The organism is Ruegeria halocynthiae, assembly GCF_900106805.1.
GTDB classification, from domain to species: Bacteria; Pseudomonadota; Alphaproteobacteria; order Rhodobacterales; family Rhodobacteraceae; genus Ruegeria; species Ruegeria halocynthiae.
This window is the reverse complement of sequence record NZ_FNNP01000001.1, coordinates 1,534,285-1,557,102: the sequence shown is the minus strand read 5'-3', so window position 1 is coordinate 1,557,102 and position 22,818 is coordinate 1,534,285. Positions and strand designations below refer to the sequence as shown.

Here is a 22,818-nt window from a genome sequence, read left to right as displayed (position 1 = left end):
GGGCCAAGTTAAGGGAGCCCCTCATGACCCAAATTACCCCACAACCCGGCATCATGGACATCGCGCTGTATCAGGGCGGGCAGTCTCATGTCGCCGGGGTGGCGGACGTCATCAAGCTGAGTTCTAACGAAAACCCTTTTGGGCCTAGTCCCAAAGCGATCGAAGCGGTTCGCGATAGCGCCGCTGCTCTGCATCGATACCCAAGTACCGACCATGCGGGCCTGCGCAGCGCGATTGCTGGGCGTCATGATCTGGATGCAGACCGTATTATCTGTGGTGTCGGCAGTGATGAAGTGTTGCAGTTTGTGGCGCAAGCCTACGCCGGGCCAGGGGATCAGGTCATCTATACCGAACATGGATTTTCCATGTATCCCATCATCGCGCGGATGGCTGGGGCGACACCGGTCATGGTGCCTGAGCGGGATCGCCGCGTCGACGTGGATATTATCCTTGCTGCGGTCACCGAACAGACGAAGATCGTCTTTGTGACCAATCCGGGCAACCCGACTTCAACCATGATCTCTGAGGGTGAATTAGAACGGTTGGCCCAGGGTTTGCCGGGGGATTGTCTGTTGGTGCTGGATGGTGCTTATGCCGAATTCGTGGAGGGTTTCGATGGTGGGGCAGGGTTGGTGGATCGGTTCAGCAACGTCATCATGACGCGGACCTTCTCAAAGGTATTTGGCCTTGGTGGAATGCGGGTTGGCTGGGGCTATGCTGCCAGCGAAATCATCGATGTTCTGAACCGTGTCCGGCAACCGTTCAACCTGTCTTCGACGGCACTGACAGCCGCCGAAGCCGCCATACAGGATGAGGAATATCTGCGTTTCTGTCAGTCCGAGAACGCGCGCCTTCGCACCTGGTTGTCAGAAGAACTGGCGAAGGTGGGCGTGGCGTCCGACGCGTCCTGCACCAATTTCATCCTTGCTCGCTTTGCCGACCAAACCGAGGCAGAGGCATGTGATGATTATCTGAAGACGCAGGGTTTGATCGTTCGTAAGGTTGCAGGCTACAACTTGCCAAACGCCCTGCGGATCACCGTAGGCGATGAAGAGGCCTGTCGCCGGGTGGTTGCAGCCATCACCGCGTTTAAAGGGGGCAATACATGAGCCAGATTTACGACCGGGTCGCGCTGATCGGGCTGGGCCTGATTGCCTCGTCTATGTACTGGGCTGTTAAACGGGCGGGGCTTGCGGGTGAGGTCACAGGTTTTGCACGATCTGAAACCACCCGCGAGACTGCGCGTCGTATCGGTTTGTGCGATCGGGTTTGCGATACGGTTCAAGAGGCAGTTGAAGGCGCTGACCTGGTGGTCCTTTGTGTCCCCGTCGGAGCAATGGAAGGCGTGGCGCAGCAGATCGCTCCGGTTCTGAAACCGGGGGCAACGGTTTCGGATGTAGGCTCGGTCAAGCGTCATGTGATCGAAGCCGTTTCGGCCCATATCCCTGAGGGCGTTCATTTTATTCCCGCTCACCCGTTGGCCGGGACTGAGCATTCGGGACCGGAATCCGGTTTTGCCGAGTTGTTTGACAACCGCTGGTGTCTGCTGGTGCCGGTCGAAGGCTCGGACGTTGACGCCATCTCCGGTTTGCGTGCGTTATGGGAAGGGATGGGATCGAATGTCGATGAAATGGACGCCGATCACCATGATCTGGTACTGGCTGTCACCTCGCACGCGCCACACCTGATTGCGTACACGATGGTGGGTGTCGCGGATGATTTGCGGCGTGTGACGGATACCGAAGTCATCAAGTACTCGGCTGCGGGTTTCCGGGATTTCACCCGGATTGCAGCCTCTGACCCGACGATGTGGCGGGATGTATTCCTGACCAACAAAGATGCGACGCTGGAAATACTGGGCCGTTTCACCGAAGAATTGTTTGCGCTGCAACGCGCCATTCGTACAGGTGACGGAGAGCAGCTATTCGACTACTTTACGCGCACAAGGGCGATCCGCCGCGGAATCATCGACGCGGGGCAGGATACGGACGCACCTGACTTTGGACGGGGGAAAACCTAGGCATGACAGGATTCGGACGTTGCTTTTGGATGTGCCTTGCTGTGTGGGTGGCAACAACGGCAAATGCAGCAGCACCTGAATCTTCGCTAGTTCCGCTGACACGCCCAGGAAATTACGAGGTGGTCGCGGCAATACCAACCCCAAAGATACGCCCGGTCCTGCGGCCGGCTTCACCGCAAGTTACAGCTGCGGCGATCCGCCCGACTGAGTTACCGCTTCTGGGGCCTGAAAACTCGATCCGGCCATTTCTGCGCCCGGAAGAACTTGAGCAGCAGATCTTTTTCAAGAAACGCAAACTCCGCAAGACCTCGGTCTGTGGCGATATCGACATTCAGGGCAAACCCGTCGGGCAAGTAAAAGGCAAGATCAAAGCCTGCGGGATCAAGGACGCGGTGCAGATCACCTCGGTATCGGGGGTCAGGCTCAGCCGACCTTCGACTATGGATTGCGGCACGGCGCAGGCGCTGAACAAGTGGGTCGACAAGACCGTTATACCGACATTCAAGCGGCGTGGCCCCGTGGTCGAGCTTCAGGTTGCCGCGCATTACGCCTGTCGCACCCGGAACAACCGCAAAGGCGCGCGAATATCCGAGCATGGAAAGGGACGCGCCATCGATATCTCGGGCTTCAAGATGGCTGATGGCGAAGTGGTGATGGTGCTGAATGGCTGGCGCAAGAATCCATCTAAGAAGCAGCTGACCAAAATCTGGCGCGGAGCCTGCGGGCCGTTTGGCACGGTTTTAGGGCCAAACTCAGACCGCTATCATCGGGATCATTTCCACCTTGATACCGCACGCTATCGCAGCGGTGCCTATTGCCGCTAGCGCAGGACCAGCCGTGGCGCGGGGCCAAGTGGTAACGGCCCCAAGGCAACGAACCCGTCACGGAAATTCAGTTGCAGATCCAGCGCATTGGGGTTGCCGCCCAGACCGGCCATGAAGCCCAAGGCGCGCGTCACAGGATCAACCGCCTGATCGGGCAGCGCGCCTGCGGCATTCGCCATGGCAATCATGTCACGCCAGTTTTCAGCCTTCATCGCGATCTCACCGGTTGGAATGCCCTGTTCGTCAACATCCAGCTCTCCGGCGGCGAATAGGCGAAGCTCACCCCATTTCATCTCGGCCAGACGCAGATCTATTGCGACGGGCTGGGGGCGGCGTTGCTCAAGCGCGGTGCGGTCCCACGGTTTGTCAAACGTGACAAACATGTCCATTTCCAGCGTTTCAAATGCTTGCGGCAAGGTCGAGGCCGAGCGCATCAGATGCCGCAGGTCCTCGCCGGGTGTGAACCCGTCGATCCTGGCCGCAATCCCATAGCTTTCGGGCGCGCCGGATTGCTCCATCACTAGGCTCAGCGTCTTGCCACCCGCCTGAGGGTCACCCTCGGTCGTCAGCAACCAGCGTTCAGACGTCAGTGCCATTTTCTCAAGAACCAGGGCAACGCCGGGTTGCAGGTGCAGTTCGGCCTGTAACTCTTCGGCCTGAATGGTGGTTGTCTGATCGAAATAGGACAGGCGCTGCGGTGTGCTGGCAAAGCGCAGCATCTGGCGACCGGGCCAGATCGCAGGGCTTTGGAATTCGATCCAGTCTGCGCTCCACGCGGTTCCGTTGACCGGATCGGCCAGCGCGGGATTGTCCAGGCGGGTGGTGTGTTGAAACGGATAGCCCGCAGTTGCAACACCCGAAAAATCGGCCTGCCAGCCAAGTTCCTGTTGCCTGTCGAACCAGCCGGTCAGGGCATTGCGTAGCCCGTAACCGGCGATAAACCAGTACGCGCTCCACGCAAGTGCGACGAATACAAAAACGCGTATCAGACGGCGCATGATGAATGGCCCTTTTTCCTGCCTCGGATTTGATGTTTATAGGGCCAAACGGGCAAGGACCAGTGCAATGACGATGTGGGTATTCGGATATGGATCGCTGCTGTGGAATCCGGGCTTTCCGGTGGCCCGCAGCGAACGTGCGACATTGCACGGATATGCGCGGTCGTTCTGTATGCACTCGATCCACCATCGCGGCACCGAAAAAGAACCCGGCCTGGTCCTGGCACTGGACGAGCAACCCGACGCACTTTGCACCGGGCTGGCGCTTGCAGTTGAGGCAGGGCACGAAGAGCGTACGTTGGCGGAACTGCGCGAACGCGAACTGATTTCATCGGCGTATCTGGAACGGATGCTGGATGTGCATCTGGATTGCGGGCAGATCGTGAACGCGGTGACTTATGTCATCGACGCGCATCACGTTCAATATTGCGGTGGTCTGCCTTTGGAAGAACAGGCCCAGATCATCGCCCGTGCGGTGGGCGGACGTGGACCAAATACCGAGTATCTCTATAACACCGCCTCGCATCTGACCGAGATTGGGTTGCACGATTCCGACCTTGAGTGGTTGTCGCAACGGGTGCGGACAATCAGCGCATAAACTCTTGGCGTCACGGGGCGAACTTCGATAGGTTCAGCCCAGAGCAGACAATACCAGGAGCCACGCGCATGGCGCAGGCACAACAGGGCGTGAGACCGCATTTCTCACAACCGATCCGTCAAATCTTGATGATGCTGATCGCAATCGGGCTATCAGGGTTTGGGGTCTTCATGGCGCTGCCCTACGTGTTGCCAGTTATTCAGGCCAATCTGTACCTTAACGGATTCATCCTGCTGGTCTTTGTCATTGGTGTGGCAGCTTGTTTCCTGCAGGTTACACAACTAATCGGATCGGTTCGCTGGATCGAAGCCTTTGCAGGCGGGGTCGAACGGGACGATGTGAGCCCACCACAATTGCTTGCCCCGTTGGCTTCGTTGCTAAGGGAACGTGGGGCGCGCTCACAGATCAGTTCCAGTTCCACAAGGTCGATCCTCGATTCTGTCGCCGAACGGGTCGAAGAAGAGCGTGAGATCACCCGCTACATCACCAACGTGCTGATCTACCTTGGCCTTTTGGGTACATTCTTTGGTCTTGCCACCACCGTACCGGCCATCGTTGACACGATCCGCAGCCTGAACCCACAGGAAGGCGAAGAGGGTCTCGCCGTCTTCAACCGTTTGATGACGGGGTTGGAGGCGCAACTACAGGGTATGGGGGTCGCTTTCGGTTCGTCCCTTCTGGGGTTGGCCGGGTCACTGATCGTAGGGCTTTTGGAGCTGTTTGCCGGTCACGGACAGAATCGGTTCTATCGTGAATTGGAAGAGTGGCTGTCCTCGATCACTCGTGTCGGCTTTACTGCGGGTGACGAAGGCGGTGCAGAACTGGCGGTGCTGACGCCGGTTTTGGACGCGATGTCAGAGCAGATGGACGCACTGCAGGATATGTTCTCGGCGCAGGAGTCTGATCGTGCGGACGTGTCTGCCAATCTGGGGCAGCTGGTGGGTGCAATTGGCGAAATGAACAAGCGTCAGGCTCAGACCGAAGGCGTTACGGCTGCACTAGAGCGCGTGGCACTGGGGCAGGATGCGTTGCTCGATCACATGCGCGAACATGGTGCGGGCGAGGGTATTGATGCCGAAAGTCGGATGCGGCTGCGGTCGATGGATGTTCAACTGCTGCGTATCCTCGAAGAAATTTCTGCCGGGCGACAAGACAGTATGAATGAGTTGCGCAAGGATTTCGAACTTCTGGTCAAGGCGCTGACCCTTCCACGCGGCGCGGTGCGTACCCCCCCGGAAGGAGAGTAACGGATGGCGCTGTCCCGCCGCACAGGTCAACGATTCTCGGGCTCGGTCTGGCCCGGTTTTGTGGACGCGATGACGGGACTGTTGATGGTACTAACCTTTGTGCTGACCATCTTCATGATCGTACAGTTCGTGCTGCGCGAGACCATCTCGGGGCAACAGGATGAACTGACTGCACTGTCCGACGAAATCGCCGCTCTGGCCGGGGCGCTTGGTTTGGAGGAGCGTGAGAACAGCCGCCTTCAAGCGCGTCTTGGAACTTTGAATACGACGCTGAACCGGGTCGAAGATGATCTGGCGCAGGCACAAAGCCGCATTACCGATTTTGAAGCGCAGGTTGCGGCGCTGCTGGCCGATCAGGAGCGCGCGCAGGGTGATATCGCAACGCTGGAGACACAGCGCGAAGAACTGCTAAGTGAACAAGAAGCGCTGAACCTGGCGCTTGCCCAAAGCCGTGACGAAATCGACGCTCAGACCGAAGCTGCACGCCTGACTGCAGCGCGGCGTGAAGCGCTTGAGGCATTGGTGGCAGATCTTCAAGCCAACAAGGATACGCAAACGGCTCAGATTACCGAGTTGGAACAGCAATTGACCGAGGAAGAGGCGGCCCGCCTCGCCGAGGCCGCCGCCGCCGAGTCGTTGCGAAATCGCCTGCAGAACGCGGATGCAGAGCTGACCGCGATGACACTGGCGCTGGAAGCACAGCGCAAAGAGGCTGAGGAAACCCTGACATTGTTGGCCGCCGCGCAGGTTGCAAAAGCAGAGTTGGAACGTCAGTTCGGTGAGATAAATGCCGAAGAACTGAAGGCACAGTTACAGGCCGCATTGGATGCGCAGTCGCAAACGCAGGCCAACGCAGACGAACAAAGATCACTGGCCGAGGAACGCGCAGCGCTGCTGGCCATAGCCCGCGATGCGCTTGCGTCCGAAAAAGAAGTCTCCACCGAGGCGCAACGTCAAACTGCGCTGTTGAACCAGCAGATGGCGGCCCTGCGCAGTCAATTGGGCTCGCTGCAGGCATTGCTGGACGACTACGAAGACCGCAATGCAGCGGCCGAAATCCAGATCCAGACGCTCGGGCAAGACCTGAACGCCGCATTGGCTCGTGCGGCTTCGGAAGAACGTCGCCGCCGCCTGCTGGAAGAGGCAGAACGTATCCGGCTGGAAGCCGAGGCTGAGAAGCTGGCAGGCCAGAACCAGGAACTGACCGCGCAAGCAGAGGATCTGCAGCGGTATCGCTCAGAGTTTTTTGGGCGGTTGCGGGATGTGCTGGGCGATCAAGCCGGTGTGCGGATTGAAGGCGATCGCTTCGTCTTTTCCTCAGAAGTTTTATTTGCAACCGGATCGGCAACCCTGTCTGCCGAAGGTCGTCAGGAGGTCGCGAAGGTGGCCAATATCCTGCGGAGCGTTGCCGCCGAAATACCCGAGGGTTTGAACTGGGTCATCAGGGTTGATGGACACACCGATAACGTGCCGCTTGCTGGCAGCGGACGGTATCGCGACAATTGGGAACTCAGCCAGGGTCGCGCCTTGTCAGTGGTACGCTATATGGTTGACGCGCTGGGCATTCCGCCAGATCGGCTGGCTGCGAACGGGTTCGGAGAATTCCAGCCCGTCAACCCGGCAGACACCCCCGAAGCGCGCGCCCAAAACCGCCGGATCGAGCTAAAGCTGACAGAGCGGTAAAACGCAGTTTGAATTCAGACCAACCTGTGAACGTGGGCAAAGGGATCGCGGGTTTTGTCCCTATGCCACGAATACTCGCACCACGTGGCGACTTGCTCGGCTCGGTCCTGCCCGTGCATCAGGGCGATTGCCCCAAGCGTCATGTCCATGCCGGCAGAGACTCCGGATGAGGTCAGAATGGTGCCGTCTTCGACCCATCGCGCCTGAGCCACCCAGTCGACATTTGGTCCTTGTTCACGGACCCATGAAAAGGCCGCCTTGTTGGTGGTGGCGCGGCGGTTGTTCAAAACACCTGCCTTGGCCAAAAGGGCGCTTCCTGTGCAAACGCTCAGAGTATATTCGGCGATTTCTGCGCTGCGCGAGATCCAGTCCAGCAAGCGATGATTGCCGATCTCATGGCGCGTCCCGGCGCCGCCGGGGACAAAAAGGATATCATAAGCAGTTTCGTCATCGATCGAATGCTCTGCATATGCCTTTAGCTGTTGATTGCTTGAAATTGGTCCCGGTGTTTCAGCGACCAATTCCAACTGAAAATCGTCTGTGAGAAGGCCGAACATCTCCATCGGGCCGAAGACATCCAGCAACTCGAATCCGGGAAAAATTAACGCTCCAATTCTGCGCATTCCTGATCTCCTTTTGGCTGGTTGCCATCAATAAAAACGCCCACCAACCGAGGTTGGCGGGCGCATCAGAGATTGCAATCTTCAGGTCAATCCGCCGTCAACAATGGCGGTTTGTCTCCGGGAATTCGCGGTTGATCGGGGCCGAGGATTTCCAGGTTCAACTCACCTTTCTTGACCGAGACGCGGACCACTCCGCCTTTGGCCAGCTTGCCAAACAGCAGCTCCTCGGCCAGAGGTTTCTTGATGTGTTCCTGAATGACACGACCCAGCGGGCGCGCACCCATCTTGTCATCATAACCTTTGTCGGCCAGCCACTCGGCTGCTCTGGGGGTCAGATCGATGGTCACGCCACGATCCAGCAACTGAGCCTCAAGCTGCAGGACGAACTTTTCAACAACCTGCAGAATAACCTCTTTCGGCAGCGGCGCGAACGAGATCACGGCATCCAGGCGGTTGCGGAATTCCGGGGTGAACATACGCTCGATTGCAGCGGTATCTTCGCCCTCGCGCCGGTCGCGGGCAAAGCCGATGGCAGCCTTGGCCTGTTCCTGAGCGCCGGCATTCGACGTCATAATCAAGACCACGTTGCGGAAATTCACCGTGCGACCATTGTGGTCGGTCAATTCGCCGTGGTCCATCACTTGCAACAGGATGTTGAATACGTCCGGATGCGCCTTTTCGATCTCGTCCAGCAACAGCACACAGTGCGGATGCTGATCAACGCCGTCGGTCAACAGACCGCCTTGATCAAACCCGACATAGCCCGGAGGCGCGCCGATCAGACGGCTGACGGCGTGTTTCTCCATGTACTCCGACATGTCAAAGCGCAGCAATTCCACGCCAAGCGTATCGGCCAGCTGTTTCGCTACCTCGGTTTTACCCACACCAGTAGGCCCGGCGAACAGATAGTTCCCGATGGGTTTTTCTGGCTCGCGCAGCCCGGCGCGGGCCAATTTGATAGCACTCGCCAGCGCACCGATGGCTTCGTCCTGTCCAAACACCACCCGTTTCAGCGAGGTTTCGAGGTCTTTTAGAAGTTCGGCATCGTCCTTGGTGACGTTTTTGGGTGGAATGCGCGCAATCTTGGCGACTACCGCCTCGATCTCTTTCACGCCAATGGTTTTACGGCGTTTGCTTTCCGCGACCAGATGCTGCGCTGCACCGGCCTCATCGATGACATCAATGGCCTTGTCGGGCAGTTTGCGGTCGTTGATATAGCGCGCGGCCAGTTCAACGGCCGTCTTGATCGCATCGGCGGTATATTTGATCTCGTGGTGTTCTTCGAAATAGGGCTTGAGGCCACGCAGAATTTTGACGCTGTCCTCAACCGAAGGCTCATTCACGTCAATCTTCTGGAACCGGCGCGCAAGGGCGCGGTCCTTTTCGAAATGCTGACGGAACTCCTTATAGGTAGTCGAACCCATGGTGCGCAGCTTGCCGCCCTGAAGTGCGGGTTTCAGCAGGTTCGATGCATCCATCGCCCCGCCCGAGGTCGCACCGGCACCAATCACGGTGTGAATTTCGTCGATGAAGAGTACCGCATCGGGGTGCTCTTCCAGCTCGGTCACAACCGCTTTCAGCCGTTCCTCGAAATCGCCACGATAGCGGGTTCCCGCAAGCAAAGCACCCATATCCAGCGAATAGATTGTGGTTTCCGACAAAACGTCCGGTGCTTCGCCTGCGACAATCTTGTGCGCCAGACCTTCGGCGATGGCGGTCTTGCCGACACCGGGATCCCCCACCAGCAGTGGGTTGTTCTTACGACGGCGGCACAGCACCTGAATGCAACGCTCAACCTCGTCCGAGCGTCCGATCAGGGGATCGACGTCTCCGGCACGCGATTTTGCGTTCAGGTCGATGCAATACTTGCCAAGCGCGCTTTCCTTCTGGTCGGCTTCGCTGGCTGCAATCTGCGCTTCTTCTTCGGCTTCATCCGCACCGGTCACCGGGCGGTTTTCACCATAGGCGGGGTCTTTTGCGACACCGTGCGCGATAAAGTTCACCGCGTCGTAACGGGTCATATCCTGTTCCTGCAGGAAATAGGCTGCGTTGCTTTCGCGTTCAGCAAAAATCGCGACCAACACATTGGCCCCGGTCACTTCGGTTCTGCCTGAGCTTTGAACATGGATCGCTGCGCGCTGAATGACACGCTGGAAGGCCGCCGTAGGTACGGCTTCGGACCCGTCGATATCGGTGACGAGGTTGGATAGGTCTTCGTCGATGAATTCGACCAGCGTACTGCGTAATTCATCCAGATCAACGCTGCACGCTTTCATGACGCGTACCGCATCGGGTTCTTCCAGCAGCGCCAGCAGCAGATGCTCAAGCGTTGCGAATTCATGTCGCCGTTCATTCGCAGCTGCAAGGGCCGCGTGGATGGCTTGTTCCAGTGTGCTCGAGAATGAAGGCACGCGGGTGCTCCTCTGTATTGGGCCGGAAGGGGGTCGAGTATTCGGCAGGATCCCCATCCCAACCATGTCCTCATACTATTAGAGTTTGGTTGATCGACGCCCGGCTTCAAGGGTTTTCTTGCTCTTGACAGTCACATTTGTTGTGACCGTGGCCGTGAAGAGGGCTTGAAACGGCTTAAAAGCGGTCTTTTCGGGTGCGAATCTCAGTAAAAACTGACGCTGGGTCAGAACCTTCCATGCCAAGATGCGCCTGAATCGCTGGGTCAGTAGCCCGCAGAAACGGGTTTGTGGCCTTTTCCAGTGCCAGATTGGACGGAACAGTGGGCTCTCCGGCGGCGCGGGCGCGGTTGATGTCGGCCACGCGATCCAGCAGCGCGGCATTGTCCGGGTCCACAGTTAGGGCGAATTTGGCATTTGACTGCGTGTATTCGTGACCAGAGCACACGATTGTTTCGTCCGGAAGGGCGGCAAGCTTGCAGAGCGATGCCCACATTTGCGCAGGCTTGCCCTCAAACAGCCGCCCGCATCCCAGTGCCATCAGGCTATCTGCGGTGAATACGGCACCGGTTTGCGGCATATAAAATGCGATATGGCCCACCGTGTGACCCGAAACATCCAGAACCTTGACCGGTTCGCCACCAATATAGAAGGTGTCGCCCTCGACCACGGCTTGATCGAGTTTTGGCAACCGGTGTTCGTCCGCTTTGGCGCCAATCACGCGCGCGGGGTGCTTTTCGAGAATACCGTCCAGCCCATCCACATGGTCCCAGTGATGGTGTGTCAGAAGAACGTGGCTCAGCCGCCAGCCCCGCGATTCCAGTTCGGCCAGAATCGGAGCCGCCTCGGGCGCGTCGACCAATGCGGTCTCGCCGCTGGCCGGGTCATGCGTGAGAAAGGCGTAATTGTCGCTGAGGCAGGGGACGGTAACGATCTCAAGAGGCATGGCCTTTTGCCCTTTCATTGCTAGACTGCGCCCAGCTAAGCCGATTGACCGGGTGTCCGCAATGCATCTTGATGTGCAGGATCTGAGGAATTTTTATTATCGCAGCACCCTGGGCCGGGCGGCTCAGGCTGCGATCCGTGGCCGGATGGTGGATCTTTGGCCTGAAGCCAAGGGGCAAACCGTTGTCGGCTTTGGTTTTGCTGTCCCTTTGCTGCGGCCCTATCTGGCGGATGCCCGACGTGTGATCGGTTTAATGCCGGGGCCGCAAGGGGTGATGCCTTGGCCAGCAGGTATGCCGAACGTCTCGGTTCTGACAGAAGAGACGATGTGGCCGATCGAAACCGGCCATGTGGACAAACTGGTTGTGATGCACGGTTTGGAAACGTCGAACCGGCCTAACCAGCTGCTCGAAGAGTGCTGGCGTGTATTGGGCCCCGGCGGCAGGGCATTGTTTGTCGTGCCCAACCGCACCGGGCTTTGGTCGCGATCGGACCGGACGCCGTTTGGCTTTGGTCAGCCTTATTCAACGACACAGCTTGAGAAACAGTTGCGGGCACATCACTTCGTGCCTGAAAACCATTGTTCGGCACTTTATTTGCCACCTTCTTTCCGTCGGTTCTGGCTGAAATCTGGCAGCCTGATCGAAAAAACCGGGCAGCGTATTCCAACCGTCATGGCCGGTGGTGTGCTGATGATCGAAGCAAGCAAACTCATCCGCCCACCCAGCGGAAACGTGGCCAAAGATGCAGTGAAACGTCCGATCAAGGCGTTGGATGGTTTGTTGAAGCCTGCGTAACAATCCTAAGCTGTGGACCAGGAAATATTGCGGGAAAAAAGTCACAGGAATCGCAAAAACCTGCATATTCGTAACATTTTTCAACTGCCACAACCGGTCCAAAGGGTCGCACTTGGCTTAAGTGTATGAAATTTAAAGATTTGTGGATAAATCTGTTACCGCTATAGCGTATTGCTTGGTTGGAACACCTCTGCTACATCCCCGGTGATTTTGATCCCCGCCCTTTAAGGACGGGGTTTCTTCACGCCCCCGGGGTAGCTGCCGCACGCGAATTCGGGGCCTCAAATATCGGAAGGGTGGACGTGTCCGAACCAGCTTCGATTTCCACAGGCATCGCTATGCGCTATGCCACTGCGATCTTCGAGATCGCCAAAGAGAATAATGACCTTGCAGGTCTGGAAACCGGAATCAATGATCTGGCAGCAGCTTTGGGTGAAAGCGCAGATTTGCGCGACCTGATCGCATCGCCTCTGATTTCACGCGCTGAACAGGAATCGGCGATTTCTGCAGTTGCAGACAAGATGGACCTTCATGCCATCCTGCGCAACACGTTGGCCCTGATGGCGCAAAAGCGCCGCCTGTTCGTTGTGCCGCAGTTAGTGCAGGTTCTGCGCAACATGCTCGCAGATGAGCGCGGCGAAGTGACCGCTGATGTCGCCTCGGCCAAGGCGTTGACCAAGACACAATTGGAAAAACTGTCCAAGACGCTGTCCGAGCGTGTGGGCAAGACCGTGACAATCAATGCGACCGTTGATGAAAGCCTCATCGGCGGTCTTGTCGTTAAAGTGGGCTCGAAAATGATCGATAGCTCGATCCGCTCCAAGCTCAACTCCCTACAGAATGCAATGAAAGAGGTCGGATAAATGGGAATCCAAGCTGCAGAGATTTCTGCAATCCTAAAGGACCAGATCAAAAATTTTGGTCAGGAAGCCGAAGTAGCCGAAATCGGTCGCGTGCTGAGCGTCGGTGACGGGATTGCCCGTGTATACGGTCTGGACAACGTGCAAGCCGGTGAGATGGTTGAATTCCCCGGCGGCATCATGGGCATGGCGCTGAACCTGGAAAGCGACAACGTCGGTGTTGTTATCTTCGGTTCTGACCGTGACATCAAAGAAGGTGACACTGTTAAGCGCACCAACTCGATCGTGGACGTTCCGATTGGTAACGGTCTTCTGGGTCGTGTTGTTGACGGTCTGGGTAACCCGCTGGACGGCAAAGGCCCCATCGAATCCACCGAGCGTGGTGTTGCAGACGTCAAAGCGCCGGGCATCATTCCGCGTAAATCGGTGCATGAACCGATGGCAACCGGCCTGAAATCGGTTGACGCGATGATCCCGATTGGCCGTGGCCAGCGTGAGCTGATCATTGGTGACCGTCAGACCGGTAAAACAGCCGTGGCGCTGGATGCGATCCTGAACCAGAAGACCTACAACGAAGCCGCAGGCGACGATGAGTCGAAGAAACTGTATTGCGTATACGTCGCGATCGGTCAAAAGCGTTCGACCGTTGCGCAGTTGGTGAAGAAGCTGGAAGAGTCCGGCGCGATCGACTATTCGATCGTCGTGGCTGCAACCGCATCCGACCCGGCCCCGATGCAGTTTCTGGCGCCCTACGCCGCAACTGCCATGGCTGAATTCTTCCGCGACAACGGCCGCCACGCGCTGATCATCTATGATGACCTGTCGAAACAGGCCGTGTCCTATCGTCAGATGTCGCTGCTGCTGCGCCGTCCGCCCGGACGCGAAGCCTATCCCGGCGACGTTTTCTATCTCCACTCGCGCCTGTTGGAGCGTTCGGCGAAGCTGAACGAAGACTTCGGTGCTGGCTCGCTGACCGCTCTGCCGGTTATCGAAACCCAAGGCGGTGACGTTTCGGCGTTTATTCCGACCAACGTGATCTCGATCACCGACGGCCAGATCTTCCTGGAAACCGAGCTGTTCTATCAGGGTATCCGTCCTGCTGTGAACACCGGTCTGTCGGTTTCGCGTGTGGGCTCTTCGGCTCAGACCAACTCGATGAAGTCGGTTGCTGGTCCGGTGAAACTGGAACTGGCTCAGTACCGTGAAATGGCTGCGTTTGCGCAGTTTGGTTCCGACCTTGACGCCGCAACCCAGCAGCTGCTGAACCGTGGTGCGCGTCTGACCGAGCTGATGAAACAGCCGCAGTACTCGCCGCTGACCAACGCCGAAATCGTCTGCGTCATCTTCGCCGGCACCAATGGCTACCTCGACAAGATCGAAGTGTCCGATGTTGGTCGCTACGAGGCTGGCCTGTTGTCGCACCTGCGCGGCAAACACGCTGACCTGCTTCAGTGGATCACCGACGAAGATCCCAAGATCAAGGGCGACGCTTCCGACAGGATCAAGGCTGCGATTGACGAATACGCCGCAACCTTCGCATAAGGGAGAGGCGGGCACATGCCAAATCTTAAGGATCTTAAAAACAGGATCGAGTCGGTCAAATCGACCCGCAAGATCACCAAGGCCATGCAGATGGTCGCGGCTGCAAAACTGCGCCGCGCTCAGGAATCTGCCGAAGCCTCGCGCCCCTATGCCGAGCGGTTCAATGCCGTGATGGCGGGGTTGGCGGCATCGGTCGGGGGCAGCGACAGCGCCCCCAAGCTGCTCCGTGGTACGGGCAGTGATGATGTCCATCTGCTGGTTGTCATGACAGCTGAACGCGGCCTGTGTGGCGGCTTCAACTCGAACATTGCCAAACTGGCCCGTGCCAAAGCTTACGAGCTGAAGGCACAGGGGAAGACGGTCAAAATTCTGACTGTCGGCAAAAAAGGTCGCGATGCGATCAAGCGTGACCATGGCGACCTGTTCGTGGGCCATGTTGACCTGAGCGAGGTCAAGCGTCTGGGTTACACCAACGCACAGGACATCGCCAAGGACATCCTGTCCCGTTTCGACGGGGCCGAATTCGACGTTGCAACGATCTTCTACTCGAAGTTCGTCAACGTTGTGACCCAGATCCCCACCGCACAGCAGATTATCCCGGCCTCGTTCGAGGAAACGGAAGATGCTCAGGGTGACGACAGCGGTGCGGTCTTCGATTACGAGCCCAGCGAAGAGGCCATTCTGGCCGACTTGCTACCCAAGGGGGTTGCGACCGCGATCTTCTCAGGGCTGCTCGAAAACGGAGCCTCGGAACAGGGTGCACGGATGTCTGCAATGGACAACGCGACACGCAACGCGGGTGAGATGATCGACAAACTGACCATCCAGTTCAACCGCTCGCGTCAAGCCGTGATCACCAACGAGCTGATTGAAATCATTTCCGGCGCCGAAGCGCTGTAGAGACTAACCGGAGACGAAACATGGCGAATGCAAAAGGCAAAGTCACTCAGATCATCGGGGCCGTCGTTGACGTGCACTTCGATGATGAGCTGCCTGAAATTCTGAACGCGCTGGATACCACCAACAACGGCAAGAAGCTGGTTTTGGAAGTGGCTCAGCATCTGGGCGAAAACACTGTCCGCACCATTGCGATGGACGCGACCGAAGGTCTGGTTCGTGGCGAAGAAGTCACCGACACCGGCGCACCAATCGCGGTTCCGGTCGGTAACGCAACACTGGGCCGTATTCTGAACGTTGTGGGTGAGCCCATCGACGAAAAAGGCCCGGTAGAAACCACCGAAACCCGCTCCATCCACCAGGATGCGCCGGATTTCGCGGATCAGGCAACTGAATCCGAAGTTCTGGTTACCGGGATCAAGGTTGTTGACCTGCTGGCCCCTTACGCCAAAGGCGGTAAGATCGGCCTGTTCGGCGGTGCCGGTGTTGGCAAAACCGTTCTGATCATGGAACTGATCAACAACATCGCCAAAGTGCACTCGGGCGTGTCCGTGTTCGCCGGTGTTGGTGAGCGGACCCGTGAAGGCAACGACCTGTACCACGAGATGATCGAATCCGGCGTTATCGTTCCTGACAAGCTGGAAGATTCGAAAATCGCACTGGTTTACGGCCAGATGAACGAGCCTCCGGGTGCGCGTATGCGGATCGCTCTGTCGGGTCTGACCCTGGCGGAACAGTTCCGCGATTCGACTGGTGCCGACGTTCTGTTCTTTGTCGATAACATCTTCCGCTTCACGCAGGCCGGTTCCGAAGTGTCCGCTCTGCTGGGTCGTATTCCTTCGGCTGTGGGCTATCAGCCGACACTGGCGACCGACATGGGCGCGATGCAGGAACGCATCACCTCGACCAAGTCCGGCTCGATCACGTCCGTTCAAGCCGTGTACGTGCCTGCAGATGACTTGACCGACCCTGCGCCGGCAACTTCGTTCGCTCACTTGGATGCGACCACCGTTCTGAACCGTGCGATCTCGGAAAAGGGTATCTACCCGGCTGTTGACCCGCTCGACTCGACTTCGCGCCTGCTTGACCCGGCCATCGTTGGTGAAGAGCACTATACCGTCGCAACCGATGTTCAGCAGATTCTTCAGCGCTACAAGTCGCTGCAGGACATCATCGCCATCCTCGGCATGGACGAACTGTCGGAAGAGGACAAGCTGACCGTGGCACGCGCCCGTAAGATCGAACGCTTCATGTCGCAGCCGTTCGACGTGGCGCAGGTCTTCACCGGCAGCCCTGGTGTTCAGGTTCCTCTGGATGTCACCATCGCGTCGTTCAAGGCCGTTGTCGCCGGCGAATACGATCACCTGCCCGAAGCGGCCTTCCTGATGGTTGGCGGCATCGACGACGTGATCGCAAAAGCGGAAAAGATGGCCGCAGAAGCCGCCTAAGGAGCACACCTGATGGCAAACACGATGCAATTCGACCTCGTCAGCCCCGAGCGCAGCCTTGCTTCGCTTGAGGCCACCGCGGTCCAGATTCCCGGTGCGGACGGGGACATGACGGCGATGCCCGATCATGCCCCCACCATCACCACGCTGCGTCCGGGCATCCTGAAGGTCGAGGCACCCGAGGGGTCCAGTGAATATCTGGTCACCGGTGGGTTTGCCCAGATCAACGGCGATGCCCTTTCGGTGCTGGCTGAAAAGGCCATTCCGGTGGCCGAAGTGACCCGGTCGCATCTGGACGACCTGATCACCGAGGCCCGCGAGTCGCACGAAGCGGCCAAAGCGGGCGAAGATCAATCGATCGTCGACGATGCGGCTAAGCTTCTGGCAGACATGGAAGCTCTTGGAACGCATATGAGCCTGTAAAGGTTCATCTCAGTTTATTTGAAACGGCCCTGCATTGCGGGGCCGTTTTTTGTCGTGATTTCATCAAGGGCACAGGGTAAGGTGCCGGAATTGAATAAAAAGACGACACAATGAAGAAATTTCAAACCCACCCCATAGGCATCGATCAGGGCGAGACAGTTCTGTTCTCGGACTTCGCAGATGGCGGAGATATGTGGATCGGAGAAGGCCCTCGCGAACGACGCACGGCAATTCGATTCAACGAACCGTTTCGATCGGTACCAATCGTACAGATCGGTGTAGCGCTCTGGGATGTGGATACGTCCTCTGCCTTGCGGGCTGAGGTGCAGGCCGAAGGCATAACTCCGGAAGGGTTTGATGCGGTGTTTCGCACTTGGTCCGACACCCGTATTGCCCGTATCCGAGTGACATGGACCGCAATCGGCGAGGTCGCGCATGAAGATGATTGGGACATCTCCTGACTCAAATTTGTTCGCGGGAGTAGATTGTAACGATTGCCATGTCGATCCATAAACAAACCTGTAGGGATCACTAAACCGGAGGACCCGCGGGTGTTTGCACGAGAGCATATCGAATACGAAGCCCTGGATCTTCCCGATCGCGTGGAATTGTCTGATGAGCAGACGTTGGCCCAGGCTTTGGCATTTTATGATAGGATGAAACGCCGTCATACAGTGCGTGACTATTCTGATCGACCTGTAGCGCGCTCGGCCATCGAAGAATGTATTCGCGCGGCTGGAACTGCACCTTCGGGGGCTAATCATCAGCCCTGGCACTTTGTTGCAATCTCGAACCCCGAGATGAAGCGTCGCATCCGGGAAGAAGCGGAAGAAGAAGAGCGCAAGTTTTATGAAGGTGGGGCAGGGGATGAATGGCTGAAAGCGCTTGAGCCGATTGGCACCAACGATCAGAAGCCGCACCTTGAAGATGCACCATGGCTGATTGTGATTTTCGCCCAACGTTGGGGTCATTTCGATGATGGGGTTCGGTTCAAGAATTATTATGTGCCCGAAAGCACAGGCATCGCGACGGGCTTTCTGCTGACTGCGCTGCACCATGCTGGGCTGGTGTCACTTACTCATACGCCTAATCCAATGAAATTCTTAAATAAACTACTAAACCGCCCGGATCATGAAAAGCCGATAATGATCGTCGCGGTCGGTCATCCGCGCGACGATGCAAAGGTGCCTAAGGTGGCCAAGATGAAAAAGCCGCTGGACGAGATCATGACGGTTGCTGAATAGGCAGGCCGTCATGATTGCAATCTACAGATACGCTGATCAATCCATGTGATAGAGCGACTCATAAATCGGCGTCAGCGTCTTGTCTTCGAATAGCGAGGATACGCTCGTACCGTTCCAGATATTCAGGATTGCCTGCGTGAAGATAGGCGCCGTGGGTACGATGCGAATATTCGCCGCCTTTTCGATCTCGGCTGTTGGCTGGATCGTGTCCGAAAGAACCAGAGATTTCATGACCGAATTGGTCACACGCTCAACCGCCGGGCCGCTCATGACCCCATGCGTGATATAGGAATGCACCTCTTTGGCGCCGTTATCCATCAGCACCTGGGCCGCTTTACACAAGGTGCCAGCCGTATCACAGATGTCGTCCACGATCAGGCAGATCTTGCCCTTCACGTCGCCGATCACTGTCATCTCAGCAATTTCACCGGCTTTTTCGCGGCGCTTGTCAACGATCGACAAAGGCGCGTTGATCCGCTTGGCCAGCTCGCGCGCGCGCGCCACGCCTCCGACATCGGGTGACACCACCATCAGGTCGTCCATCTGGTCGCGGAATTGCTTTTTCACATCCAGCGCAAAAATGGGTGAAGCATAGAGGTTATCGACCGGCATATCGAAAAAGCCCTGAATCTGGGCGGCGTGCAGATCCATGGTCAGGATGCGCTCGATACCCGCGCCTGTCAGCATATTGGCTACCAGCTTGGCGCTGATCGGCGTGCGCGCCTTGGTGCGGCGGTCCTGACGGGCGTAGCCGAAATAGGGGATCACTGCAGTGATCCGCTGTGCCGATGAACGGCGCAGGGCGTCGGCAATGATCAGCAACTCCATCAGGTTGTCATTGGCCGGGTTCGAGGTCGGCTGGATGATGAACATATCCTCGCCCCGCACGTTTTCGAACACCTCGACGAAAATCTCGCCGTCGTTGAACCGTTCGACCCGCGCATCGACCAGACCCTGGTCAACGCCGCGATGCAGGCTCATGCGGCGGGCAATGGTTTCGGCAAGCGGAAGATTGGCGTTCCCAGCGATAAGCTTGGGTTCGTGAAGTGTCGGCATCGGCTGAATTTCCCCGGGCAGCAGTGGCAATGTGACAGATTCGTGATGTTGACACCGCTTAGCATGGGCTTACCGTTCAGCAAAGATAACCCGGCGGAGAAAGTGAACATGGCACAGATTGACTACTTTTTTGCGACACTCTCACCCTATTCCTATCTGGCGGGGATGCGCCTTGAAGAGATCGCGGCAAAGCACGGCGCGACGATCAATTACAAACCTCTGGACATAATTGCCTTGTTCGGTCGGACCGGGGGTGTGCCACCCAAGGACCGTCACATTTCTCGCATCGAATATCGTGCGCAAGAGCTTTTGCGCCAGTCACGTAATCTGGACATGCCGTTCAACCTGCAACCTGCCCACTGGCCAACCAATATGGCGCCGTCCTCGTATGCAATAATCGCTGCGGTTCGGGACGGGTCAGGAGATGTTGGAAAACTGTGTCACCTGTTCCTACACGCGTGCTGGGCCGAGGAAAAAGACATCGCCGATGATGGCGTCATTCGGGCGTGTCTGGAACAGGCTGGCTTCGATCCGAACCTTGCCGATAGTGGCTTGCTTGTGGGGGCAGAAACCTATGCTGCCAACCTCGAAGAAGCCGTGGATCGGGGCGTGTTTGGTGCGCCGTTCTACATCACGCCGGACGATCAGAGATTCTGGGGCCAGGATCGGTTGGACGATCTAGACCGCCATCTTGCCGAGATGAAATAGACGAGTAGATGGGATAGGTCAGAGGAGATTCAGAAATCGATCGATCTGATCAGAGTCGATGGACCAATCGCAGACAAGGCGGCAGGCCAGCATCTCTTCGTTGTCCTCGCCGTCCAGCGTATCACCCCACAGGTGATAGACTGCGCCGGCCTCGTGCAGGCGCTTGTGCTGGCTGCGGGGAATGCTGGCGAATATCATGTTGGCCTGCGGTTCATGCAGGAACTTCGCCCCAACCGCACGCAACCCATCCGCCAACCGTGCGCAGTTGGCGTTGGCCTTACGGGCTGATTTCAACCACAGATCATCCTGCAGATAGGCGGCCATCTGCGCCGACAGATAGCGGTGTTTGGAAAACAAATGTGCACCGCGTTTGCGTCGCAGCTCGAACTCCCAAGCCTTACTTTCATCAAAGAAGATTACGGCTTCGACGCCCATCAGGCCGTTTTTAGTGCCACCAAAGCTGACTACATCGACACCGGCTTTCCACGTCATCTCTGCGGGTGAACAATTCAGGGCAACCAGCGCGTTGGTGAAACGCGCACCGTCCATATGCACCGGCAGGCCATAGGTCTTGGCAACGCCACACAAAGCTTGCAACTCGGTTAGTGAATAGACCGACCCGCGCTCTGTCACTTGGGTGATTGATACAGGGCCGCGCTGAGGGCCATGCACACCACGGTTTTCTTCTCCGTCAATGGATGCGTTCAACGCCTCAGCGGTCATCTTGTCACCGCCCGAAACCAGCGTCAGCTTTGCGCCGCTGTAGAACTCTGGCGCGTTGCACTCATCTTCGTGGATATGCGCAACGGGTGAGCAGAAGATGGTTTCCCACGGATTGCTCAGGGTTGCCAGCGCCAGAGAATTCGCAGCCGTCCCCGTGGCCACCAGATAAACAGCCGCACCCGGTGCCTCGAATATACCGCGGATCTGATCGCGGACTTTGTTCATCAAGGTATCGGCGCCATAAGCCATCTGATAGCTCTGATTGGCCTCGGCCAGCGCGGCCAGAACTTCGGGATGAACAGGCCCGGAATTGTCAGAGGCAAAATACATCAGTTTGGCTCCTCAATAATGTAGTCTTCCCACTCTTCCATCGGCGTTTCGAATTCGGACACGGTACGCCCTTGAACGGAAACTCCGGCCTGATGAACACTGGCTGGCGTACCAGACAGCAACGGGTGCCAGTCGTAAAGCGGTTTCCCTTGCCAGAGCAGCCGATAGGCGCAGGTCTGCGGCAGCCAATATGCGTGGTCGTCGATATTGTCGGGCGTCATGACGATACATTCAGGGACGAACTGGTGCCGAATGTCGTATTGAGTGCACCGGCAGGTTTCGTCATCCAGCAGGCGGCAGGCCACACAGGTCAGGGCGACTTCGCCCGTGTCCTCGTCTTCCAGTTTGTTCAGGCAGCATTTCCCGCAGCCATCACACAGGGCCTCCCACTCGTGTTGGTTCATCTTGCGCAATGGCTTGCGCTCCCAGAAGCGGGGCGCGAGGCCAGCGCGATCAATCGGGTCTGAAGTCATGGGTTGGCCAGTATCTTTCGGGCACGCGCGCAATCGGCATCCATCTGCGAGATCAGCCCGTCAAGGCCATCGAATGTCAGCTCGGGGCGCAGATAGTCGACAAGCCCAACGGACAGGGTTGCGCCGTAAAGATCGCCCGAGAAGTCGAACAGAAACGTCTCGACATTGGGAATCTCGCCATGAAACATCGGCCGGGTCCCAACCGATGCCGCACCACGATAGCTGCCCCGGTGCGGGCCATCCAGAACATCAACCAGCACCGCATACACTCCGAATTTCGGCGGGTGCAGCCCCTCTATTGACATATTGGCTGTTGGATATCCCAATTCACGCCCGCGCTGCTCTCCTCCGACGACCTCGCCCTCGATCCGGTGCCAGTGCCCCAGCATTGTCGCCGCATCGCGCGGGCGTCCTTCGGACAGAGCAGTTCGGATCGCAGTTGATGAGACCACATTCTCGGATCGTTCCATAAGGGGGGCGATGGTAACGCCGAATCCCAGGTCCTCGCCAAAGCGGAGCAGGTCCTGAGGGTTTCCACTTCGCCCTTTGCCGAAACAGAAATCGGCTCCGACAACAACATGAGACAGGCCCAGCCCGTCAGAAATCACGTTTTTGGCGAACGCCTCGGGTGTCAAACCTGCCAACGCGGCATTGAATGGCAGCTCATATAGCTTTTGCACGCCGAGTTTTTCCAGCCGGTGCGCCCGCGCATTTCCTCGCATCAGACGAAAAGGCGGCGTATCAGGTGCAAAATACTCGCGTGGATGAGGTTCGAACGTCATCACCCCTAGGGGCGCATCCGGCGCGGCGCGGCGTGCCAGATCAATGACTGACTGGTGCCCGAGATGAACGCCATCAAAGTTCCCTATGGCAACACTCGCGCCACGGTCTTCTGGGTCGATAAACTGGAAGTCCCGGATGATCTGCATGTGGCTTGCCTAGCGGGACTATCGCGCAGGTTCAAGCCACAG

23 protein-coding genes are annotated in these 22,818 nt (G+C 57.5%); 15 read left to right on the top strand and 8 right to left on the bottom strand.

The window, feature by feature from the left end; translation table 11 throughout:
* Positions 1–23 precede the first annotated feature (23 nt).
* Genes hisC through BLU89_RS07845 form a run of 3 tightly spaced genes read left to right on the top strand, consistent with a single transcriptional unit; the run spans position 24 to position 2,844 of the window.
* Complete coding sequence (gene hisC, locus BLU89_RS07855) at positions 24–1,109, top strand: histidinol-phosphate transaminase (protein ID WP_074735836.1); 1,086 nt, start codon at positions 24–26, stop codon at positions 1,107–1,109.
* A complete protein-coding gene (locus BLU89_RS07850) occupies positions 1,106–2,020 on the top strand; it encodes a prephenate/arogenate dehydrogenase family protein (RefSeq protein WP_074735834.1) in 915 nt (304 codons plus the stop codon). Before hisC ends, BLU89_RS07850 begins: the two co-directional genes overlap by 4 nt.
* A 2-nt stretch (positions 2,021–2,022) precedes the next feature.
* Complete coding sequence (locus BLU89_RS07845; protein ID WP_074735832.1) at positions 2,023–2,844, top strand: extensin-like domain-containing protein; 822 nt, start codon at positions 2,023–2,025, stop codon at positions 2,842–2,844.
* Here BLU89_RS07845 and BLU89_RS07840 read toward each other — a convergent pair.
* Entirely contained in the window at positions 2,841–3,842 is a 1,002-nt protein-coding gene (locus tag BLU89_RS07840; RefSeq protein ID WP_074735830.1) for a DUF2125 domain-containing protein, read from the bottom strand. The two genes, BLU89_RS07845 and BLU89_RS07840, sit on opposite strands and share 4 nt — an antisense overlap.
* A gap of 67 nt (positions 3,843–3,909) precedes the next feature.
* Between BLU89_RS07840 and BLU89_RS07835 the strand changes: the two genes are divergently transcribed.
* The 3 genes from BLU89_RS07835 (at position 3,910) to BLU89_RS07825 (ending at position 7,370) form a co-directional block, all read left to right on the top strand.
* Positions 3,910–4,440, top strand: coding sequence for a gamma-glutamylcyclotransferase (locus BLU89_RS07835; RefSeq protein ID WP_074736484.1), 531 nt, complete (start codon positions 3,910–3,912; stop codon positions 4,438–4,440).
* A gap of 68 nt (positions 4,441–4,508) precedes the next feature.
* Complete coding sequence (locus BLU89_RS07830; RefSeq protein WP_074735828.1) at positions 4,509–5,687, top strand: biopolymer transporter ExbB; 1,179 nt, start codon at positions 4,509–4,511, stop codon at positions 5,685–5,687.
* Positions 5,688–5,690: 3 nt separating this feature from the next.
* Entirely contained in the window at positions 5,691–7,370 is a 1,680-nt protein-coding gene (locus BLU89_RS07825; protein WP_074735827.1) for a peptidoglycan -binding protein, read from the top strand.
* A 14-nt stretch (positions 7,371–7,384) separates the two neighbouring features.
* Here BLU89_RS07825 and BLU89_RS07820 read toward each other — a convergent pair whose 3' ends face one another.
* The 3 genes from BLU89_RS07820 to gloB form a co-directional block, all read right to left on the bottom strand.
* The gene (locus BLU89_RS07820) at positions 7,385–7,993 is read right to left on the bottom strand and encodes a DJ-1/PfpI family protein (protein ID WP_074735825.1); all 609 of its coding nucleotides are present in this window, start codon (positions 7,991–7,993) and stop codon (positions 7,385–7,387) included.
* Between the two features lie 86 nt (positions 7,994–8,079).
* Positions 8,080–10,404, bottom strand: coding sequence for an ATP-dependent Clp protease ATP-binding subunit ClpA (gene clpA, locus BLU89_RS07815; protein ID WP_074735823.1), 2,325 nt, complete (start codon positions 10,402–10,404; stop codon positions 8,080–8,082).
* 175 nt (positions 10,405–10,579) lie between these two features.
* On the bottom strand, positions 10,580–11,365 hold the full coding sequence (gene gloB / locus BLU89_RS07810) for a hydroxyacylglutathione hydrolase (protein ID WP_074735821.1): 786 nt from the start codon (positions 11,363–11,365) through the stop codon (positions 10,580–10,582).
* 43 nt (positions 11,366–11,408) lie between these two features.
* On the opposite strand from gloB, the gene BLU89_RS07805 reads away from it, so the two are divergent.
* From BLU89_RS07805 to BLU89_RS07770, 8 genes are all read left to right on the top strand, one after another.
* Complete coding sequence (locus BLU89_RS07805; RefSeq protein ID WP_074735819.1) at positions 11,409–12,143, top strand: class I SAM-dependent methyltransferase; 735 nt, start codon at positions 11,409–11,411, stop codon at positions 12,141–12,143.
* Between the two features lie 302 nt (positions 12,144–12,445).
* Positions 12,446–13,006 carry a F0F1 ATP synthase subunit delta gene (locus tag BLU89_RS07800; RefSeq protein WP_074735817.1) on the top strand — a complete coding sequence of 187 codons (561 nt, stop codon included), beginning with the start codon at positions 12,446–12,448 and terminating at the stop codon, positions 13,004–13,006.
* Entirely contained in the window at positions 13,007–14,545 is a 1,539-nt protein-coding gene (atpA, locus tag BLU89_RS07795) for a F0F1 ATP synthase subunit alpha (RefSeq protein WP_074735815.1), read from the top strand.
* A gap of 15 nt (positions 14,546–14,560) precedes the next feature.
* Entirely contained in the window at positions 14,561–15,445 is an 885-nt protein-coding gene (locus tag BLU89_RS07790; RefSeq protein WP_074735813.1) for a F0F1 ATP synthase subunit gamma, read from the top strand.
* A gap of 20 nt (positions 15,446–15,465) precedes the next feature.
* Entirely contained in the window at positions 15,466–16,890 is a 1,425-nt protein-coding gene (gene atpD / locus BLU89_RS07785) for a F0F1 ATP synthase subunit beta (RefSeq protein ID WP_074735811.1), read from the top strand.
* A 12-nt stretch (positions 16,891–16,902) separates the two neighbouring features.
* Positions 16,903–17,313 carry a F0F1 ATP synthase subunit epsilon gene (locus BLU89_RS07780; RefSeq protein ID WP_074735809.1) on the top strand — a complete coding sequence of 137 codons (411 nt, stop codon included), beginning with the start codon at positions 16,903–16,905 and terminating at the stop codon, positions 17,311–17,313.
* Between the two features lie 110 nt (positions 17,314–17,423).
* Positions 17,424–17,774 carry an H-type lectin domain-containing protein gene (locus tag BLU89_RS07775; RefSeq protein WP_074735807.1) on the top strand — a complete coding sequence of 117 codons (351 nt, stop codon included), beginning with the start codon at positions 17,424–17,426 and terminating at the stop codon, positions 17,772–17,774.
* A 90-nt stretch (positions 17,775–17,864) separates the two neighbouring features.
* Positions 17,865–18,557, top strand: coding sequence for a nitroreductase family protein (locus BLU89_RS07770; RefSeq protein ID WP_074735806.1), 693 nt, complete (start codon positions 17,865–17,867; stop codon positions 18,555–18,557).
* A 36-nt stretch (positions 18,558–18,593) separates the two neighbouring features.
* On the opposite strand, the gene BLU89_RS07765 is transcribed toward BLU89_RS07770, so the two are convergent.
* Positions 18,594–19,613, bottom strand: coding sequence for a ribose-phosphate pyrophosphokinase (locus BLU89_RS07765; RefSeq protein ID WP_074735804.1), 1,020 nt, complete (start codon positions 19,611–19,613; stop codon positions 18,594–18,596).
* A gap of 108 nt (positions 19,614–19,721) precedes the next feature.
* Here BLU89_RS07765 and BLU89_RS07760 point away from each other — a divergent pair, with 108 nt between their 5' ends.
* The gene (locus tag BLU89_RS07760) at positions 19,722–20,321 is read left to right on the top strand and encodes a 2-hydroxychromene-2-carboxylate isomerase (protein WP_074735802.1); all 600 of its coding nucleotides are present in this window, start codon (positions 19,722–19,724) and stop codon (positions 20,319–20,321) included.
* Between the two features lie 18 nt (positions 20,322–20,339).
* Here BLU89_RS07760 and BLU89_RS07755 read toward each other — a convergent pair whose 3' ends face one another.
* The 3 genes from BLU89_RS07755 to BLU89_RS07745 are packed head-to-tail and all read right to left on the bottom strand — an operon-like array spanning position 20,340 to position 22,776.
* Positions 20,340–21,374 (bottom strand): threonine aldolase family protein, encoded by a 1,035-nt coding sequence (locus tag BLU89_RS07755; RefSeq protein WP_074735800.1) that lies wholly within the window; start codon positions 21,372–21,374, stop codon positions 20,340–20,342.
* The gene (locus BLU89_RS07750; RefSeq protein WP_074735798.1) at positions 21,374–21,847 is read right to left on the bottom strand and encodes a YcgN family cysteine cluster protein; all 474 of its coding nucleotides are present in this window, start codon (positions 21,845–21,847) and stop codon (positions 21,374–21,376) included. The genes BLU89_RS07755 and BLU89_RS07750 overlap by 1 nt, the downstream gene beginning before the upstream one ends.
* Positions 21,844–22,776 (bottom strand): bifunctional riboflavin kinase/FAD synthetase, encoded by a 933-nt coding sequence (locus BLU89_RS07745; protein ID WP_074735796.1) that lies wholly within the window; start codon positions 22,774–22,776, stop codon positions 21,844–21,846. The genes BLU89_RS07750 and BLU89_RS07745 overlap by 4 nt, the downstream gene beginning before the upstream one ends.
* Between the last annotated feature and the right edge of the window lie 42 nt (positions 22,777–22,818).